Genomic DNA, 15964 nt, shown 5'->3' with positions numbered 1-15964 from the left:
GGAGCCGGGTTTTTCGCTATCGCTGCGACCGCGCCTGGTTCAGGCGGCCTTGAGCGCCTTGATGCGGGCGGTCAGGCGGCTCTTGTGGCGGGCAGCCTTGTTCTTGTGGATCAGACCGCGGGCCGCGAAGCGATCCAGGATCGGCTGGGCGGTGGCGAACGCGGCCTGGGCGCCGGCGGCGTCGTTGGCTTCGAGCGACTTCAGCACTTTCTTGACAGCGGTGCGCAGCATCGAACGCTGGCTCGTGTTGCGCAGGTTGCGCACGACGGCCTGCTTGGCGCGCTTCTTGGCGGACTTGATATTGGCCACGATGGGATCCTGGAAACTGGGGTAGAAGGAACTGGGGTGAAATCGCTGTCTGGGACAAACGAGCCAGAAATTATGGGGGATTCAGGGGCTTGCGTCAACCGCGGATTGCCGGTAAAGGGCTGGCGATGAACGCCCCGGATCCCGCCACCGCGCCACGCCGCGCCGGCCTGCTGCGCTCCACCGCCGTGTTCAGCGCGATGACCTTGCTGTCGCGCATCGCCGGCTTCGTCCGCGACATGGTCCAGGCGACCCAGTTCGGCACCGGCGGGGCGATGAGCGCGTTCATCGTTGCCTACCGCATTCCGAATTTCCTGCGCCGGGTGTTCGCCGAAGGCTCGATGTCGATGGCCTTCGTGCCGGTCCTGAACGAGATCAGGGAGCGCGGCGACAAGGCCGCTCTGAAGGAGTTCGTTGACCACATGGCCGGCGCACTGTGTGCGGTGGTGCTGGTGATCTGCGCGCTGGGCGTGCTGCTGGCGCCGCTGGTGGCCGGCCTGTTCACGCCGGGCTGGGCCCTGGCCGAGCCGGAGAAATTCGGCTGGACCACCCAGATGCTGCGGATCACTTTCCCGTATCTGCTGTTCATCTCGATGATGGCCTTGGCGGCGTCGATCCTGAACAGCTTCGGCCGTTTCGCGCTGCCGGCCTTCACGCCCGTGCTGCACAACCTGACCCTGATCGCGGCGATGTTCTGGCTGGCGCCGAAGTTCCATCCGCAGCCGTTCGGCCTGGCCTGGGGTGTGCTGATCGCCGGCGCGCTGCAGCTGCTGCTGCTGTGGCCAGCACTGGGGCGGCTGGGCCTGCGCCCGCGGTTGCGATGGGGCTTCCGCCATCCCGACGTACGCAAGGTCGGCAAGCTGATGCTGCCGACCCTGTTCTCGTCCTCGGTCGCGCAGGTCAACCTGCTGGTCGGCACCGCCTTCGCCTCGCTGCTGGTCGATGGCAGCCAGGACTGGCTGTATTACTCCGACCGGCTGGTCGAATTTCCGCTCGGACTGTTCGGCGTCGCGCTTGGCACGGTGATCCTGCCGCACCTGTCGCGCCGTCATGCGGCCGAGGACGGCGCCGGCTACAACCAGTCGCTGGACTGGGGCCTGCGCATGGCGCTGCTGGCGGGAGTGCCGGCCGGGCTGGGCCTGCTGCTGCTGGCCGATCCGATCACCGCCACCGTCTACAACTACGGCAAGTTCACCGTGCACGACACCCACATGGCGGCGATCAGCCTGACCGCGATGAGCATCGGCATTCCGGCGTTCATGCTCAGCAAGGTGCTGTCGCCCGCGTTCTTCGCTCGCCAGGACACGAAGACGCCGATGCGCGCGGCGATCCTGACCGTGATCGCCAACGTGCTGCTGACTCTGGCACTGACCACGCCGCTGTGGATCAACAGTACGCCCGGTGCGCACGGCGGTATCGCGCTGGCGACGGCGTTGGCCGGCATCTTCAACGCATGGCTGTTGTGGCGTTACCTGCGCCGTGCCGGCCTGCACCAGCCGCAGCCGGGTTGGGGCCGCTTCGGCCTGCGGCTGCTGCTGGCCTGCGTAGTGATGAGCGCCGTGGTGCTGGCACTGCGCTACTGGATCGGCGCCTGGTCCGATATCCACGGCGTGCTGCCCCGCGTGCTGTGGCTGCTGCTGGTGATCGGCTCCGGCGCCGCCGCCTATGGCGTCGTGCTGCTGGCGCTGGGACTGCGGATGCGGGATCTGCGGCATTGAGCGGCCTGCGTTAGCGGCACCGCTATACTCATGCCGATCCCGCCGCAAAGGCCTGGCCATTCATGGCCGGGCTTCCAGAAAGGGCAGGATCTTCCTGCGCCCGGTCGCACAAGGGCAGAGCTTTCAACCAGAGAATCCATGAGCAGGCTGTTCCGTGACGTCGACGGCGGGTCCTTGTATCCGCAAGCGCAAGGGAGCGTGGTCTGCATCGGTGCCTTCGACGGCCTGCACCTGGGCCATCGCGCGCTGGTGCGCCATGCCGTGGCGCGTGCCCGCGATCTCGGCCTGCCCGCGGTCGCCTTGAGCTTCGAACCGTTGCCGCGCGAATTTTTCGCCGCCGGCGACAGGCCGCCGCGACTGATGTTGCCGCGTGCCAAGGTGGAAGGCCTGCGCGCGCTCGGCGCCGATGGTGTTGGCCTGCTGCGCTTCAACGCGCGACTGGCGGCGATGGGCGCCGGGGATTTCGTTCGCAATGTGCTGGTCGACCGGCTGGCCGCACGCGAAGTCTGGGTAGGTCCCGAATTCCGCTTCGGCAACAAGCGCGGCGGCGACCTCGCACTGTTGCGCGAACTGGGCGCGGCTTACGGTTTCGAAGCCGGCGAGATCGCGCCGGTGCTGCTCGACAGCGAACGCGTCTCCAGCACGCGCATCCGCCACGCGCTCGGCAGTGGCGACTTCGATCTGGCCGAACGCCTGCTCGGCCGTCCGTACACGATTTCCGGGCACGTGGTGCACGGCAGGCAACTCGGCCGCACGCTCGGCTATCCGACCGCCAACCTGCGTTTCGGCGGCAAGACACCGGCGTTTTCCGGCATCCATGCGACCTGGGTGCATGGCGTCGCGACTTCGCCGCTGGCGGCGGTGTCCAGCTTCGGCACGCGCCCGACCGTGGATGGCGTCGAGCCGCTGCTGGAAGCTCACCTGTTCGATTTCGACGGCGATCTCTACGGACGCCGCATCGAAATCGAATTCGTCGCCAGGCTGCGCGACGAGGACAAATTCCCTGATCTGCCGACGCTGGTCGCGCAGATGCATCAAGATGCGGCGCAGGCCCGCGCCATCCTTCAACGACAAGCAAAGCAGCAGGTCTACGCGTGACCGCAGACTCAAAAGACAACGCCGACGGCAACCGCTACAAGGCGACCATCCACCTGCCGGCCACGGACTTCCCGATGCGCGGCGACCTGCCCAAACGCGAGCCGCAGACGCTTGCTCGATGGCAGTCGCAAGACCTGTATGCCCGCATCCGCGAGCAGGTGTCCGCGCGCCCCGACAAGTTCGTGTTCCATGACGGCCCGCCGTACGCCAATGGTGCGATCCACATCGGCCATGCGGTCAACAAGGTGCTCAAGGACATCGTGGTCAAGTCGAAACTGCTCAGCGGTTTCGATGCGCCGTTCGTGCCTGGCTGGGACTGCCACGGGTTGCCGATCGAACACGCGGTCGAGAAGAAATACGGCAAGGTCGGCGACAAGCTCGACGCGGCCGCGTTCCGCGCCAGGTGCCGCGAATACGCCGCCGAACAGATCGACGTGCAGCGCAACGGCTTCAAGCGCCTGGGTGTGGTCGCCGACTGGGACAACCCGTATCGCACCATGGAGTTCTGCTACGAGGCGGACATGCTGCGCGCGCTGGCGAAGATCGTCGAACGCGGACATGTCGCGCGCGGTTTCAAGCCGGTGCACTGGTGCTTCGACTGCCAGTCGGCACTGGCCGAGGCGGAAATCGAATACCAGGACAAGCAGTCGCCAGCGGTGGACATCGCCTACGTCGCCAGGCAGCCGCAGACGCTGGCGTCGGCGTTCGGCGTCACGCTGCAGCCGGGCATCGAACTGGCGCTGCCGATCTGGACCACCACGCCATGGACGATACCGGCAAGCCTCGCGGTCACGCTCGGCGCGGAACTGGATTACGTGCTGGTCGAAGGGCCGCCCCGCGCCGGCAACAGGCAGTGGCTGGTGCTGGCCGAAGCACTGGCACAGAAAGCACTGGCGCGTTACGGCGTCGACGAGGTCGTCGTGCATGGCCGCGCCAAGGGTGCCGACCTCGAGGGCCAGCACCTGCATCATCCGTTCTACGCCGAGCGCGACGTGCCGGTACTGCTCGGCGAACACGTTTCGGCCGAGGAGGGCACCGGTGCCGTGCATACCGCGCCTGGCCATGGGCAGGAGGACTTCGCGGTCAGCCAGCGCTACGGACTGGTCGAAAAATACTCGGCCGCGCAGCTCAATCCGATCGATGCACGCGGCGTGTACCTGCCATCGACGCCGCCCGCCGGCGATGTCGTTCTGGCCGGCATGCATCTGTGGAAAGCCAACGACGCGATCATCGACGTGCTGCGCGCCAACGGGCTGCTGCTGGCGCACGCCACCATCACGCACAGCTACCCGCATTGCTGGCGGCACAAGACACCGGTCGTGTTCCGTGCCACGCCGCAGTGGTTCATCTCGATGGAGCAGGCGAACCTGCGCCGCGACGCGCTTGCCGCGATCGGCAAGGTCGGCTGGGTACCGGATTGGGGTGAGGCGCGCATCTACGGCATGGTCGAGGGTCGCCCGGACTGGACGATCTCGCGCCAGCGCTACTGGGGCGTGCCGATCGCACTGTTCTTCGATCGCGAGAGTGGCGAGCCGCATCCGGATTCGCCGGCGCTGATGCGCAAGGTCGCCGACCGCGTCGAGCGTGACGGCGTCGATGCCTGGTATGCGCTCGATGCGAATGAACTGCTCGGCGACGATGCCGCGCGCTACGAAAAAGTCACCGACATCCTCGATGTCTGGTTCGACTCCGGCGTCACCCATGAGTGCGTTCTGGCACAGCGTCCACAGGATGGGTTGCACAAGCCGGCCGACCTCTACCTGGAAGGTTCCGACCAGCATCGTGGCTGGTTCCAGTCTTCGTTGCTGACCGGCGTGGCCATCGATGGCGTAGCACCTTACCGGCAGGTACTCACCCATGGTTTCGCGGTCGACGCCGACGGACGCAAGATGTCCAAGTCGCTGGGCAACGTGGTCGATCCGCACAAGGTGATCGACGCCATGGGCGCCGACGTGCTGCGCCTGTGGATCGCCGGCACCGACTACCGCAACGAGATGTCGGTGTCCGACGAGATCCTCAAGCGCAGTGGCGACGCTTACCGCCGCATCCGCAACACCGCGCGCTTCCTGCTCGGCAACCTGCATGGCTTCGACCCGCAGCAGCACCTGCGACCGCTCGACGACATGGTGGCGCTGGATCGGTGGATCGTGCATCGCGCCTGGCAGTTGCAGCAGCAGATCGCGGACGCTTACGCACGCTACGATTTCGCGGAGATCGTGCAGGCGCTGTCCAACTTCTGCAGCGTCGATCTCGGCTCGCTTTATCTCGATGTGACCAAGGATCGCCTGTACACGATGGGCGAGGATTCGCGCGGTCGCCGTTCGGCGCAAAGCGCGATGTATCGTATCGCCGAGGCCTTCGTGCGCTGGATCGCGCCGATCCTCGGCTTCACCGCCGACGAGATGTGGCAGTACCTGCCGGCGACGACCGAGCAGGGCAAGCGTGGCGACAACGTGCTGTTCGCGACCTGGTATGAAGGCCTGGCGCCGCTGGAAAGCGATGCCGCGCTCGCGGATCACGATTTCGAACGCCTGCTCGCATTGCGCGAAATGGTGGCCAAGGTGCTGGAGCCGATGCGCGCCAGTGGCGCCATCGGCGCCGCGTTGCAGGCGGAAATCCAGTTGCGCTGCGGCGTCGCCTACCAGAACGCGCTGGCGCCGATCGTCGACGAATTGCGCTTTCTGCTGATCAGTGGCGATGTTTCGGTGATCGCCGACGACAACCTCAAGGAACTGGTGGTCGAGGCCAGCGTGACCGAAAAGCCCAAGTGCGTGCGTTGCTGGCACCATCGCGCCGATGTCGGCACGGTCGCAGAGCACCCGCAACTGTGCGTGCGCTGCGTCTCCAACATCGAAGGTCCGGGCGAGGATCGTCGCTGGTTCTGACGGGCATTGCCCCTTCCCGCTGGGGAAGGGCGCAGAACCAGTTGACGAATTGTCGCGCGTGCCTCGGAACAAACCATAGTATTCCGATCGCTCAGTTTATCGAAAGACGCGGCAAATCCGGACCTGCGCCGGAATGACGAAAAGAGAGTGAACCCTATCCAATGACCACCCATCCAAAACCCAACGCACTGGTCTGGCTGCTGCTGTCGATCGCCATCATCGTGCTGGATCAATTGACCAAGCTGTGGGTACTCAACAGCCTGCCTGAATACACCGCGATCCCGGTGATCGACGGCTTCTGGAACTGGTATCGCACCTACAACACGGGCGCCGCCTTCAGCTTCCTCAGCGAGGCCGGTGGCTGGCAGAAATACTTCTTCGTGATACTGGCCGTGGCGATCAGCGGCCTGCTGGTGTTCTGGCTCTCGCGCACGCCGCGTCGCGACTGTCGCACCGCGCTGCCGTTCGCGCTGGTCATCGGCGGCGCGATTGGCAATGTGCTCGACCGCCTCCAGCACGGCCATGTGGTCGACTTCGTGCAGTGGTACTGGCGCGGTCATTACTGGCCGGCGTTCAACGTCGCCGACGCGGCCGTGGTCGGAGGCGCCATCGGCATCGCCCTGTTCGGCCTGATCGACGGCAGGCGCGCGCGGAAAGCGCGATAATTCGCCCATGGATGTCGTACTTGCCAATCCCCGTGGTTTCTGCGCCGGCGTCGACCGCGCGATCGAGATCGTCAAGCGCGCGCTGGAAACACTCGGCGCGCCGATCTACGTGCGCCACGAGGTGGTGCACAACCGCTTCGTGGTCGAGGACCTGAAGCACCGCGGCGCGATCTTCGTCGAGGAACTCGACGAAGTGCCCGACGGCGCCACCGTCATCTTCAGCGCGCATGGCGTCTCGCAGGCCGTGCGCCTGGAAGCCGACCGCCGCGGCCTGAAAGTGTTCGACGCGACCTGCCCACTGGTGACCAAGGTGCATCTGGAAGTCGCGCGCCAGTGTCGCGCCGGCCGCGACATGGTGCTGATCGGCCACGCCGGCCATCCCGAAGTCGAAGGCACGATGGGGCAATGGAACGCCGAGGCCGGCAGCGGCCGCATCTACCTGGTCGAGGATCTGGACGATGTCGCCGTGCTGCAGGTCGACCAGCCCGAGAACCTGTCCTACACCACCCAGACCACGCTGTCGGTGGACGACACCCGCGGCATCATCGAGGCGCTGCAGGCGCGTTTCCCGGCGATCCAGGGCCCGAAAAACGACGACATCTGCTACGCCACCCAGAACCGTCAGGACGCCGTGCGCGAACTGGCCCAGCACTGCGACCTGGTGCTGGTGGTCGGCTCGCCGAACAGTTCCAACTCCAACCGCCTGCGCGAGCTGGCCGAACGCGAAGGCGTCGAGGCCTATCTGATCGACGGCGCCGTGGAAATCGACCCGCACTGGGTCCATGGTCGCCGCCACATCGGCGTCACCGCCGGCGCCTCGGCGCCCGAAGTGCTGGTGCAGGGCGTGCTGGCGCGGCTGCATGAACTGGGCGCGCATTCCGTCCGGGACCTCGACGGTGAGCCCGAGGACATGGTTTTCGCACTGCCCAAGGAATTGCGGCTGCGCCTGGTCGATTGACCCTAAACCCCCGCAAAACCTACAATCCACGCCCCAAGCCGGAATAGCTCAGTTGGTAGAGCGGCGCATTCGTAATGCGTAGGTCGTAGGTTCGATTCCTATTTCCGGCACCACCATCCAAAATCAGGCCCGCCCGTAACTGCCTGATTTTCGCGGGAAACCCCTACAAACAAGGCGAATCCGGTAGATAGCGGCCTTACGCCGTTGCCCGGATTTGACCCAGTTTGCCCGCATGCGCTCCCCAAAATTTCCCCACACAATAGGGGCATGGCGAGCATTCAACGCAACGGGTCGAAGTGGCGGGCGCAGGTCTACGTCCAAGGCGTGCGCGACTCTGACACGTTCCAGACCCGTCAGGAAGCGTCCAGATGGGCGCTGGAGCGCGAGGCGGAGCTATCCGGGCGCAAGCTGCCAGACAAGACCTACGGCGACGCGATGCGCCGCTATGTGCGTGAGGTGACGCCTGATCGGGGCGGGGCGCGCTGGGAGGAAATCCGGCTGACCGCTATGGAGAAATACCCGATAGCCAATCGGCGCATGGAGGCTCTGGTCGGTAACGACTTCGCCGACTGGCGAGACGACCGACTGAAGCAGGTCAAGCCCGGCACAGTTGCCCGCGAGATGAACCTGCTGCGGTCAGTGCTGGAAGTGGCGCGGCGCGACTGGCACTGGATCCGCGTCAACCCGATGAAGGACGTGCGCTGGCCGGAGACACCAAAGGGGAGGGCGCGCCGGCTGTCAGAAACTGAGGTCAATGATTTGGCTGCCGCGCTGGGCGTGGGGGGCAAGCTCAAGGCCGTCACGCAGACCCAGCGGGTCGGCCTGATGTTCCTGTTCGCGCTGGAGACGGCCATGCGCTCTGGCGAGATGGTCGCCATGCGCTGGGAAAACGTCCACACGGCTGCGCGTTACGTGCATCTACCCAAGACCAAGAATGGCGATGCCCGCGACGTGCCGCTGTCAAAGCGGGCGCTGGCAATCCTGAAGGTACTGCCCGAAGGTGATGGGCCGGTGTTTGGCCTGGATGACGCCAGCAGAGATGCCTTGTGGCGCAAGATGCGGCCCGAGAAGCATAGGGCCATCCACTTCCACGACACGCGCGCCGAGGCGATCTGGCGGCTGTCCAAGAAGCTTGACGTGATGCAGCTTGCGCTGGTGATCGGCCACCGCGACCTGAAGAGTCTGATGATCTATTACAACGAGTCGGCCAGCGACATGGCTAGGCGGCTCGGCTGATCCGCCGTTCGTCCTCGGCCCACTGATCCACTTCCGACTTCTTCCACGACTTCTGATTCCCAAGCACCAGCGGCTTCGGGAAGCTAGGCTTGCACGCGATGCGCTCCAAGAAGCCGCGTCGGTTCGGCTCGCCCTTCGGCGTCACCATCCCCAAGTACACCGCGCACGCGTCCGCCGTGAGCCAGCGGTCGCCAGTGACCACGGCGGCAATGATGGCTAGCGTGTTGTCACTCACCGCCCACCCCCAGCGCCTTACGCGCCTTCGCATACTTCCTGCGCAGTCGTTCAGCCGTATTGTCGTCCAGTAGCGCAAGCCGGGACTCGTCGGCGTTGTCCGCTATGTCGGCCAGCTTGACGCGGAGGGCGATGGGATGTGCCCGAACCAATGGGTAGTAGTGTTCGTCCGTCTCCAGTGCCCATCGGGTCAGGGCTATAACTGGCTTAACAAGACGAGCCGGGAAGTCCAAAATGTCTTCCCCGCTGCCGTGGCAGTCCTCCAGAACGTCATGCAGCCAAGCCACCGCCTCGGCCTCGGGATCGTCCGACACCGCAGCAGCCACGCGGGCCACATGCTCGATGTATGGACGGCCCGCCTTGTCCACCTGTCCGGCGTGAGCGCGATAAGCCAGTTCTTTTGCACGGCTGACTAGGTCACTCACCGCTCATCCTCCACAACCAGCCGGACACGGCGGCCCTGCAGTGCAGCCGCTCCGGCTCTGTCGCCACAAATCGCCACAAGCAGCCGAGTGTTGCTGGCGCTGATCTGTACTTCGCAGGCTTTCGCAACCAGCGCACCATGCACCGCCAGCCACGTCCGGCACAGTTCGACGGCTACCTCCGCAGGCAACTCGCAGCGGGAGCCGTGTAGGGCCATTGACAGCGTGGCTTCGATTTCGATGCGGGGAATGGTCATTCGACGCTCCGGTGCTGGTAGAGTCCCGACGTACACGCGGAGGCGTGTTCAGGGGGCGTGCGATGGATTACTGCTTCTATCTGGACTGGAAAAGTTGGTCGCCTGAGGTGTGGGCTGCCCTGGCACAAGCCTTTCTGACGGCGCTGTCCATTCCTACTGCCCTGTACGTTGTCCACGTACAGCATCGACTCGCGTTGAGGCAGCGTGCGAAGTCCGTGGTCATATTGCTGAAGTACGCCATGAACATTGCACTCGCAGCAGAGCGGCTTGCTGACAAGTCTGTGGGCACGTCTTTTTTCGATAGCTATCGCGAAGCAACTGAGGTTCCGCTGCTGAAACAATTGGAGGAGATTCCCGTCTGGGACCTGCCACTGAGTGCGCTTGCGGCACCCGTTCTTGACGCCGTAGCTTACTTTGGCAGGGTCGCCCATAAGATCAGCGACATTAGGGCTGCAGCCTTGAACGGGATCAACGTCCATCCTGACGACGTGGTCGCGTTGAGGCAGGGCTATCGCGTGATCGCGCATGCACATGACACTGCTGCGGTTGCAGTTGAGTCCTTCAGCATCTGGGGTTGGAGAAGGGGCTGACACGATCAGTCTCCGGCAATGTCGTCGCGGGTCTGGCGTAGGCCATCAATGGCGAGCGCCTGCTGTGCGGCGATTGCGGAAAGCTGCGCGTTGGTCATACCGCATCCATCGATGTTCTCGCCGGTATGCGCGTCTATCACCTGTCGCAACAGAGCCTCCGCAGCCTCAGCCCGCGCACTCGCGGCTTCGTAGTCGGTGGCGAGGGCCTCTGTCAGAAGCCTTCGCAATTCGTTGTGTGCGGGCGGGGTTAGATGGTGCAGCCGGATTGCATCTGTTATTGCGTAATGCAGGTCGCGAGCTTTCTCTCGGATCGCCAGAGGAACCTTGTCATCGGTCATTGCTGTTTTCCTCCGCGCGATGAATCCAGTCCTGAGTAGACGCATAACGACGATCATCCTCAGGCCAACGGTTAACCAGCGTTCCGTCCGGTAGTTTGGCGACGGACCAACCATCATAGATTCCTCGAATCTCAATCAGGATCGTGCCATCGGGAAAGTCGCTCATGTCTTATCTCCACGCAGCGCATCGTCCGGCTCATGGCGAGGGGCGGCGAGTTTCGTGTTCGGGTCGCCCTCGAAGATCGGAAGCACTTCGTAATTTCCCTGCAAGCTCATAGCCAGGGATCGGTCGGCCGTCTCGTACAAGTAGTCGCCGGTGCGCCAGCCGATAAGGCGCTTCGGACAATCCGCCCCAGCGGACAGTCGCAGGGCTGTTTCGATGGAGCTAAGAACGACGCTGATGGGAGGATCGTCCGGCTCTGTGCCCGTTAGCTCTCCCATGTCAGGATTAGTGATGTAGTACGAACCGCGTAGCCCATATCGATCATACTCAGCCGCCAGCAACTCGCGGGCACGCTGCTCTAGTGTGTTGGCGGTCATGGGGTTGCTCCGATGCGGCCACCGGCTGCGATGAACTCGGCAGCGGTGACCCTGTAGCCGTCGTAGAACATGACGCCGCTGACCAGCTCAGCGGGCCACACGCCGTTGCATGCGATCACTGCGGAATAGACGCGCCTGTCCATCTCACCCCTCCCCGCCGCGACTATCGCCGCGATGCTGCATCCACGAATTGAAGTCGTCCGAATCCACCCACAGCAGCAGCCCGTACCTCGTCGGCTTTCCGGTTAGCAGGTCAGCCGGCGAGATATTCCCAGCCTCTGTTTCCAGCGTCACCCTTGCCACGCCGCCACTTTTGGTTGTGACGTTCGTCGCGCTCTGGTGGACCACTTGGAACTTGATCTTCTCGTCGCCAAGGAAGTTCACTAGCGACACCATCCCGTTAGGATTAGACACGGCCCACCTCCTGACTATCGCCGCGATGTTGGAGGGCGAGCCCTGCGATGTTGCGCAGTACGGCCGCCTCGCGCTTGTCCTCACCATTGCCACTCAGCTCCAGCAGGCAAGCCGCCGACAGCAGGTTCTCGGTGTAGTGGCGCGGGATGGCGAAGGTGTCCGCCCCCAGCTCACAGGCGGAAGGGTTGGCGGCGTTCACTGCATCCGCGATCTTGCGCATCCTCTGCTCGGAGCCATCGGCCACCGTCTCGCCGTCGATACCGAGCATGTAGTCGCCGTGGCAGCAGGTTTCAGGGTGGCATCCACACGCTGTCTCAAACACGATGGCGCGCTCCCCCTGCACCTGCGCGTCCGGCACAGATTCCCCATCGCTGCCGCGCTGCTTGTCGGTGGTGAATGTGTGCAGCGCCTCAATAAATCCAAGCGCGCACTCTTTGAAATCTTCGCATGCTGCGTCGTCCGACAGTGCCGCGCTCATCCACGGCGCCGCGCTCATCCACGGCCCTAGTTTTTCGCACGCCGCCACCAGCCGCGACACGTCGGCCGGGGATGGGTGGGTGTAGAGAGGGCGTACGCTCAGGCCCTTGGATCGCCACGGCTCGTCGGACCCAACGGTTTGCCAATGGCCGTGAAGTTCGTACTGCCACGCCACCGCCTCCCCGCCATCCGGCCGGGCCTGCGTAGTGGCGCAAAGCATGGGAAGCCAACCGAGCGGCGTCCCCTTTCCCTCGGTGAAGTGGTCGTGCGTCCAGCACCAGCCGGCGAATTGCCAATCGCTATCCGGGTCGCCGTCGCCTGGCCATGCACCGATGGTCGGCACTGGGTCGGTACTGTCCTCGATGGCGTGTTCGGTGAACTTCACCAGCAGGCGAAGCAGTGTGCCGTCGCGCGGCGCAGTTTCCATTGGGCGCCATGACTCGCAACCCGGCAGGGCCTGCGTGTGGGTGGCGATAGGCCAGTCAGGCGGTGTCGTCTCAAACTCTTGTTCTGGCTCTGGTTTTGTTTGGGTGGCGGACAGGACGGCGATTGCCGCCTGGAGGGCGCTAATAGTGCCGAGGTGGTCTTCGGCATCCATCGATCCATCTTCGTACATCATCCGCAGGCTGCGCAGCATTGCGATGTGGCCGCGAACCTCCCCACCGCCCGACACCTGCGGGGTGGCATCGCCCTGCGGCTGGGGGTTGGCGGACAGGTCCGCGCGAACGTACTTGACCTTCGTGTATCCAGCGCCGGCCGTCGTGAATATGCGCTGCCCAAGGCCGCCCATATCGTCGTACAGCTTCGTGTCGCGCAGCATCACGTAGTCGGGCCAATCCCCCTCCTGAGGGGCGGCCTGAAATACTGCGTCGTAGGTGTCAGTCACTGTTGGTCTCCGATGGGGTGATGAAGCCGCCACTGCGCGTATCCACCCACTCGCCGATGTGCTGTCTGAAATCGTAGTCAGTCATTTGTGTCTCCGGGCCGTGTGCGGGTCAGAATCCGGCGACCTACAAACCGGGTCGCCTTCGGTATCGCGTCACGCATGGAGATGCGCCCGAGGGCTCATGCGCCGCGACTGCGGCTGTTATCGGCACCTGCCGCTGGCAGCGCGCTCTAAGCGCGGACCACTGTGTTCTAGAAGGGAATGTCGTCGTCTTGCATTTCGCTGGGCGCCGGCTTCGGCTCCTGGCGCTGACGCTGCGCGCCTTCCGGCTTTCCGCCGATCAAAGAGACTTCCGCAACCCGCAGCGTCAGGTACGTTTTGCCATCGTGTTCGCGCGTGCCGAGTTCGCCAGTAGCGCCCAGCTGCGATCCCTTGGTGATGTACTCCGCGACCTTCTCGCCGCGCTTGCCCCACAGGCTGCAGTCCAGCCACAGGGTTTGCTTCTTGTCGCCGTAACCAGAGTCGACGGCCAGCGACCAACCAGTCACGGGGTCGCCGCCTTGCGTGAAGCGTGTCGCTGCGTCCTTACCGACGCGTCCGATAAATGTGCAGTTGTTCATGCGGCTTGATCCTGTTGTGGGCGGTACTTGGTGAACTCGTCGGTGCGCATGGCTTCGCGCTGCTTGGTGGTGAATGGGCCGCCCTTGGATGGCGCTACCCACAGGCCGCGCATCACGTCCTGCGGAAGTTCGTACCAAGCCTCGGCGGCTGTGTAGAAGTCGCCAGAGTCGATGCCGTTGCGGATCGCGTCTACGGACGCGCTATAGGCTTCCACCAGTTCCGAGCATTTGATTCGGCGTGCCTCTTCGGCAGACGGGCGGGCGTCGGTTTCGTCAGATGACTCCTGTTCGGCCGCGTACCCTGACTCCAGCGAAACTTTCGCCCACAGCTCGTACGCAAGTCCAAACGTAAACGCAGCAGCCATGCACACACCACGGCGGTGCGTGTCGGTAATGTCGCGCGCGGTGATCTTGTCGAAACTGATCGCGGCGTTTCGCGGGTCCATGACGGCCTGCGGAACCTCCGGCGTAGTTCTTCCGTCAAGGTGACGGAAGCGCAGCAGCAGGTAGCCTCCGGCGGGGGCTCGGTGCAGCACGCCGCCGTCCTGCGTCGTTACCAGTTCTGGCATCCAGCCCGGAGCGTGCTTGCGCAACAGGTTCAAAGTGCGCGACCAGTTGATATAGCTCGCCGAAAAGTTGCCTCCCCCGATCTTCTCGACAAGATCGGCAGTAGCAATTCCTGCAAGGTTCGGAAGCTGATCCATTAGAAACCTCGGCTCAATTGTTCGTAGGTGTGTTGCGTGTAGTAGGCCGGATCGACGCCAGCCTGGTCATAAAAACCCCTGCCCCCACCGCATAGGCGGTACCCGTTGGCACATCGAGAGAGGTCCGCCGAATTGGCGGAGGCAGGGGAGGGGGGAAGTGGTGTATTGCTCGAAATTGCGGAACAGTTCGGCCGTCTGTGCGAAGTCATACGTACGACAGCGCGGATCGGGCGGCGGCAGGTTGCGTGGCTTGAATAAGTTGGCAATCACAGTTCGTGACCCTCTTGCTTCGGCCACACCGGAACCGGCATAGGCGGCTGAGGTTGTGGCGGGAACTGCACAGGCGGAGTAGTGCCGGCCATCTGCTCGACGAAATCGCGTTCCAGGCGCTGCAGGAGGTCGTTCATGGCTGCGTCGCCTTGGCGATGGCGGCTTTGGCGGCCTTCTTCGCGGAATTAATCTCTCTCCGGAAGTCAGCGCCTGTCAGGTCGCCTTCCTCAACTTCGATCAGTAGTGAAAGTGAGTCAAACAAATCCGGCGCGGCTGCGATCAGGCGGGCGTTGGCAACTAGCTCTGGCGTACCGTCTCCACATCCCCGGTAATCGTCGTAAACACATGCGTGGTTCGTCTTCCCATCCTTCCAAGGGAAGGGCCCGACCTTGTGACAAAGGCCGCTGGTGGTGCGAACCGTGTCAAGCGTCCACGGCCCCGGCGTATGCCCACTCATGCCGACACCTCATCGGTAGCGCGCTCGCGGGCGCTGGTGTCGCGGAACAAGCCATCGGCCACCATCTGCGCATGTATGCGGGCGGCAATTTCGACCGGCTCGTCTAAGTGGCTCAGCACGCGGGCTTCGTATGCGCCGCGCTCGTCACCGAACACGGCGTTTTCGTACATGTCCATCGCACAGCCGCCCAACAGGATCAGCGCGGCGAATAGCAGGAGGAAGGTGATCATGCGCACCTCCGCACATAGGCCGCTTCACTGGCGTCGTTTAGTTGCGTTTCGCGATCGGCTCGCAGTGAGGCCAGCGCCATGTCGCGCAGCGCGGCGTCCTGCGTGTTTGTCAGCACTTCGAACAGGCGCAGCACGTGCTGCAATTCGCTGGAGCCCATGAGGCGGTCCAGAGGCACGCGGCCCATCGCAGCCCCGGCACGTTCAAGCTCGCCGTAGAACTCGCTCGACTGATTGCCATCGCACCAGCCAGCCGCCTCTTCAACCTTCGCCGGGTCGGCCAGAAACTCTGCAACCTTGGCGTCTACTGCTTCGGCGCACGATTCCTCGGCCTCCAGCCTGCTGTAGTACTCGCGCAGGGACTGGCTGACGGCGCAGGGGAGGGCGTTCATGCCGACACCTCCACAAACTCACCGTATGCATTAAGCGTGTAGGCCGTATCTGGCTTGATTCCGTTGTCGCCGACCTTCGATGCGCGGATATGCACCAGGTTCCAGTTGTCGTCGCGGTACACGCAAACAATGGCGCCGCCCTTGCCCGCCGATGACGAACTGGTGTAGCCGATAGACATTGCTACCGCGCCGATGCCTGAAACACTCGAGGCGCTCCGGTCGCCCGTGGCACTCGAGGCGCTCTGGTAGCCCGTGGCACTCGAGGCGCTC

At 64.0% G+C, this 15964-nt stretch carries 24 protein-coding genes and 1 tRNA gene; 8 read left to right on the top strand and 17 right to left on the bottom strand.

The genetic code is table 11. The annotated features are described in order from the left end of the window. Nucleotides 1–39: 39 nt before the first annotated feature. A complete protein-coding gene (gene rpsT / locus IP90_RS05000; RefSeq protein WP_144898514.1) occupies nt 40–309 on the bottom strand; it encodes a 30S ribosomal protein S20 in 270 nt (89 codons plus the stop codon). A 125-nt stretch (nt 310–434) separates the two neighbouring features. Here rpsT and murJ point away from each other — a divergent pair, with 125 nt between their 5' ends. The 7 genes from murJ (at nt 435) to IP90_RS04965 (ending at nt 8866) form a co-directional block, all read left to right on the top strand. Next, nucleotides 435–2024 (top strand): murein biosynthesis integral membrane protein MurJ, encoded by a 1590-nt coding sequence (gene murJ, locus IP90_RS04995; RefSeq protein ID WP_144898513.1) that lies wholly within the window; start codon nt 435–437, stop codon nt 2022–2024. Nucleotides 2025–2162: 138 nt separating this feature from the next. Continuing rightward, complete coding sequence (locus tag IP90_RS04990) at nt 2163–3122, top strand: bifunctional riboflavin kinase/FAD synthetase (RefSeq protein ID WP_144898512.1); 960 nt, start codon at nt 2163–2165, stop codon at nt 3120–3122. Nucleotides 3123–3196: 74 nt separating this feature from the next. Then, nucleotides 3197–6007, top strand: coding sequence for an isoleucine--tRNA ligase (gene ileS, locus IP90_RS04985; protein WP_242007499.1), 2811 nt, complete (start codon nt 3197–3199; stop codon nt 6005–6007). A 161-nt stretch (nt 6008–6168) separates the two neighbouring features. Continuing rightward, on the top strand, nt 6169–6672 hold the full coding sequence (lspA, locus tag IP90_RS04980; RefSeq protein ID WP_144898510.1) for a signal peptidase II: 504 nt from the start codon (nt 6169–6171) through the stop codon (nt 6670–6672). Between the two features lie 7 nt (nt 6673–6679). After that, nucleotides 6680–7630 (top strand): 4-hydroxy-3-methylbut-2-enyl diphosphate reductase, encoded by a 951-nt coding sequence (gene ispH, locus IP90_RS04975; RefSeq protein WP_144898509.1) that lies wholly within the window; start codon nt 6680–6682, stop codon nt 7628–7630. 37 nt (nt 7631–7667) lie between these two features. Then, a tRNA-Thr gene (locus IP90_RS04970) sits at nt 7668–7743 on the top strand. A 154-nt stretch (nt 7744–7897) separates the two neighbouring features. After that, nucleotides 7898–8866, top strand: a complete 969-nt coding sequence (locus IP90_RS04965) for a tyrosine-type recombinase/integrase (protein ID WP_144898508.1) — start codon at nt 7898–7900, stop codon at nt 8864–8866. Here the strand turns inward: IP90_RS04965 and IP90_RS04960 are convergent. Genes IP90_RS04960 through IP90_RS04950 form a run of 3 tightly spaced genes read right to left on the bottom strand, consistent with a single transcriptional unit; the run spans nt 8850 to nt 9779 of the window. Next, nucleotides 8850–9101: a hypothetical protein gene (locus IP90_RS04960; protein WP_144898507.1), complete on the bottom strand. Its 252-nt coding sequence runs from the start codon at nt 9099–9101 to the stop codon at nt 8850–8852. The two genes, IP90_RS04965 and IP90_RS04960, sit on opposite strands and share 17 nt — an antisense overlap. Further along, complete coding sequence (locus IP90_RS04955) at nt 9094–9525, bottom strand: HD domain-containing protein (protein ID WP_144898506.1); 432 nt, start codon at nt 9523–9525, stop codon at nt 9094–9096. Before IP90_RS04955 ends, IP90_RS04960 begins: the two co-directional genes overlap by 8 nt. Further along, entirely contained in the window at nt 9522–9779 is a 258-nt protein-coding gene (locus IP90_RS04950; RefSeq protein WP_144898505.1) for a hypothetical protein, read from the bottom strand. Before IP90_RS04950 ends, IP90_RS04955 begins: the two co-directional genes overlap by 4 nt. 62 nt (nt 9780–9841) lie before the next feature. Here IP90_RS04950 and IP90_RS04945 point away from each other — a divergent pair, with 62 nt between their 5' ends. Next, complete coding sequence (locus tag IP90_RS04945) at nt 9842–10369, top strand: hypothetical protein (RefSeq protein WP_144898504.1); 528 nt, start codon at nt 9842–9844, stop codon at nt 10367–10369. A gap of 5 nt (nt 10370–10374) precedes the next feature. On the opposite strand, the gene IP90_RS04940 is transcribed toward IP90_RS04945, so the two are convergent. The 13 genes from IP90_RS04940 to IP90_RS04895 all read right to left on the bottom strand — a co-directional run. Further along, complete coding sequence (locus IP90_RS04940) at nt 10375–10707, bottom strand: hypothetical protein (RefSeq protein WP_144898503.1); 333 nt, start codon at nt 10705–10707, stop codon at nt 10375–10377. After that, nucleotides 10697–10873 (bottom strand): hypothetical protein, encoded by a 177-nt coding sequence (locus tag IP90_RS16600; protein ID WP_158635279.1) that lies wholly within the window; start codon nt 10871–10873, stop codon nt 10697–10699. Before IP90_RS16600 ends, IP90_RS04940 begins: the two co-directional genes overlap by 11 nt. Next, nucleotides 10870–11247, bottom strand: a complete 378-nt coding sequence (locus tag IP90_RS04935) for a hypothetical protein (protein ID WP_144898502.1) — start codon at nt 11245–11247, stop codon at nt 10870–10872. Before IP90_RS04935 ends, IP90_RS16600 begins: the two co-directional genes overlap by 4 nt. After that, nucleotides 11244–11390, bottom strand: coding sequence for a hypothetical protein (locus tag IP90_RS16595; protein ID WP_158635278.1), 147 nt, complete (start codon nt 11388–11390; stop codon nt 11244–11246). The genes IP90_RS04935 and IP90_RS16595 overlap by 4 nt, the downstream gene beginning before the upstream one ends. A gap of 1 nt (nt 11391) precedes the next feature. Then, nucleotides 11392–11661, bottom strand: a complete 270-nt coding sequence (locus IP90_RS04930) for a hypothetical protein (protein ID WP_144898501.1) — start codon at nt 11659–11661, stop codon at nt 11392–11394. After that, nucleotides 11654–13024, bottom strand: coding sequence for a hypothetical protein (locus tag IP90_RS04925; protein ID WP_144898500.1), 1371 nt, complete (start codon nt 13022–13024; stop codon nt 11654–11656). Before IP90_RS04925 ends, IP90_RS04930 begins: the two co-directional genes overlap by 8 nt. A 251-nt stretch (nt 13025–13275) precedes the next feature. Continuing rightward, the gene (locus IP90_RS04920; RefSeq protein ID WP_144898499.1) at nt 13276–13644 is read right to left on the bottom strand and encodes a single-stranded DNA-binding protein; all 369 of its coding nucleotides are present in this window, start codon (nt 13642–13644) and stop codon (nt 13276–13278) included. Continuing rightward, nucleotides 13641–14348 (bottom strand): hypothetical protein, encoded by a 708-nt coding sequence (locus IP90_RS04915; protein WP_144898498.1) that lies wholly within the window; start codon nt 14346–14348, stop codon nt 13641–13643. The genes IP90_RS04920 and IP90_RS04915 overlap by 4 nt, the downstream gene beginning before the upstream one ends. A 266-nt stretch (nt 14349–14614) precedes the next feature. Further along, complete coding sequence (locus tag IP90_RS16590; RefSeq protein WP_158635277.1) at nt 14615–14755, bottom strand: hypothetical protein; 141 nt, start codon at nt 14753–14755, stop codon at nt 14615–14617. After that, entirely contained in the window at nt 14752–15075 is a 324-nt protein-coding gene (locus IP90_RS04910) for a hypothetical protein (protein WP_144898497.1), read from the bottom strand. Before IP90_RS04910 ends, IP90_RS16590 begins: the two co-directional genes overlap by 4 nt. Beyond that, nucleotides 15072–15305, bottom strand: a complete 234-nt coding sequence (locus IP90_RS04905; RefSeq protein ID WP_144898496.1) for a hypothetical protein — start codon at nt 15303–15305, stop codon at nt 15072–15074. Before IP90_RS04905 ends, IP90_RS04910 begins: the two co-directional genes overlap by 4 nt. Next, entirely contained in the window at nt 15302–15694 is a 393-nt protein-coding gene (locus tag IP90_RS04900; RefSeq protein ID WP_144898495.1) for a hypothetical protein, read from the bottom strand. Before IP90_RS04900 ends, IP90_RS04905 begins: the two co-directional genes overlap by 4 nt. Next, nucleotides 15691–15964: YdhT family protein (locus tag IP90_RS04895; RefSeq protein ID WP_425477072.1), on the bottom strand; the 274-nt coding region annotated here is incomplete at its 5' end. The genes IP90_RS04895 and IP90_RS04900, both read right to left, overlap by 4 nt.

Source organism: Luteimonas cucumeris, from assembly GCF_007830035.1.
GTDB lineage: Bacteria > Pseudomonadota > Gammaproteobacteria > Xanthomonadales > Xanthomonadaceae > Luteimonas_C > Luteimonas_C cucumeris.
This window is presented reverse-complemented; position numbering and strand designations above follow the sequence as displayed.